Origin of the sequence: Catellicoccus marimammalium M35/04/3, assembly GCF_000313915.1 — a bacterium.
Lineage (GTDB): Bacteria > Bacillota > Bacilli > Lactobacillales > Catellicoccaceae > Catellicoccus > Catellicoccus marimammalium.
Genome location: NZ_AMYT01000015.1, coordinates 1 through 1821 on the forward strand (window position 1 = coordinate 1; position 1821 = coordinate 1821).

Below are 1821 nucleotides of genomic sequence, written 5' to 3' on the forward strand. Positions count from 1 at the left end.
GAGTTAAATCTCTCAAAACTGAACAAAGTTACGATGTGTAGTTCCTAATCCTTAGAAAGGAGGTGATCCAGCCGCACCTTCCGATACGGCTACCTTGTTACGACTTCACCCCAATCATCTATCCCACCTTAGGCGGCTGGCTCCAAAAGGTTACCGCACCGACTTTGGGTGTTACAAACTCTCGTGGTGTGACGGGCGGTGTGTACAAGGCCCGGGAACGTATTCACCGTGGCATGCTGATCCACGATTACTAGCGATTCCGGCTTCATGCAGGCGAGTTGCAGCCTGCAATCCGAACTGAGAACGGCTTTAAGAGATTCGCTTGCCCTCGCGAGTTCGCTGCTCGTTGTACCGTCCATTGTAGCACGTGTGTAGCCCAGGTCATAAGGGGCATGATGATTTGACGTCATCCCCACCTTCCTCCGGTTTGTCACCGGCAGTCTCGCTAGAGTGCCCAACTGAATGATGGCAACTAACGACAAGGGTTGCGCTCGTTGCGGGACTTAACCCAACATCTCACGACACGAGCTGACGACAACCATGCACCACCTGTCACTCTGTCCCCGAAGGGAAAGCCCTATCTCTAGGGTTGTCAGAGGATGTCAAGACCTGGTAAGGTTCTTCGCGTTGCTTCGAATTAAACCACATGCTCCACCGCTTGTGCGGGCCCCCGTCAATTCCTTTGAGTTTCAACCTTGCGGTCGTACTCCCCAGGCGGAGTGCTTAATGCGTTAGCTGCAGCACTGAAGGGCGGAAACCCTCCAACACTTAGCACTCATCGTTTACGGCGTGGACTACCAGGGTATCTAATCCTGTTTGCTCCCCACGCTTTCGAGCCTCAGCGTCAGTTACAGACCAGAAAGCCGCCTTCGCCACTGGTGTTCTTCCATATATCTACGCATTCCACCGCTACACATGGAGTTCCACTTTCCTCTTCTGCACTCAAGTCTCCCAGTTTCCAATGACCCTCCACGGTTAAGCCGTGGGCTTTCACATCAGACTTAAAAGACCGCCTGCGCTCGCTTTACGCCCAATAAATCCGGACAACGCTTGCCACCTACGTATTACCGCGGCTGCTGGCACGTAGTTAGCCGTGGCTTTCTGGTTAGATACCGTCAAAGAGCGAGCAGTTACTATCGCTCCTGTTCTTCTCTAACAACAGAGTTTTACGATCCGAAAACCTTCTTCACTCACGCGGCGTTGCTCGGTCAGACTTTCGTCCATTGCCGAAGATTCCCTACTGCTGCCTCCCGTAGGAGTTTGGGCCGTGTCTCAGTCCCAATGTGGCCGATCACCCTCTCAGGTCGGCTATGCATCATTGCCACGGTGAGCCGTTACCTCACCGTCTAGCTAATGCACCGCGGGTCCATCCATCAGCGACACCAGAAGCGCCTTTCAACAAAGAACCATGCGGTTCTCTGTATTATGCGGTATTAGCACCTGTTTCCAAGTGTTGTCCCCCTCTGATGGGCAGGTTACCCACGTGTTACTCACCCGTCCGCCACTCAAAACTTTAGGTCGATGCAAGCATCAGTTAAAAGTTTTGCGTTCGACTTGCATGTATTAGGCACGCCGCCAGCGTTCGTCCTGAGCCAGGATCAAACTCTCATAAAAAATATGATACAGTTTAAAACTGTTTTGCTCAAAATTAATTGACTAGCGTTATTACGCTTGTTATCCGTTATTATTATAAATACGAAGTATTTATAACCCTACACATTTGGTTCGTAATTGTCTTTGTTCAGTTTTCAAAGATCTAACTTCTTGTCTTGCGACTTCTTTATATTATCAAACTCGCAAGTCCTTGTCAACAACTTTTTT

1 rRNA gene is annotated in these 1821 nt (G+C 50.2%); it reads right to left on the bottom strand.

What is annotated here, in order from left to right:
- Window positions 1-55: 55 nt before the first annotated feature.
- Window positions 56-1614 (bottom strand): 16S ribosomal RNA (locus tag C683_RS02705).
- Window positions 1615-1821 lie beyond the last annotated feature (207 nt).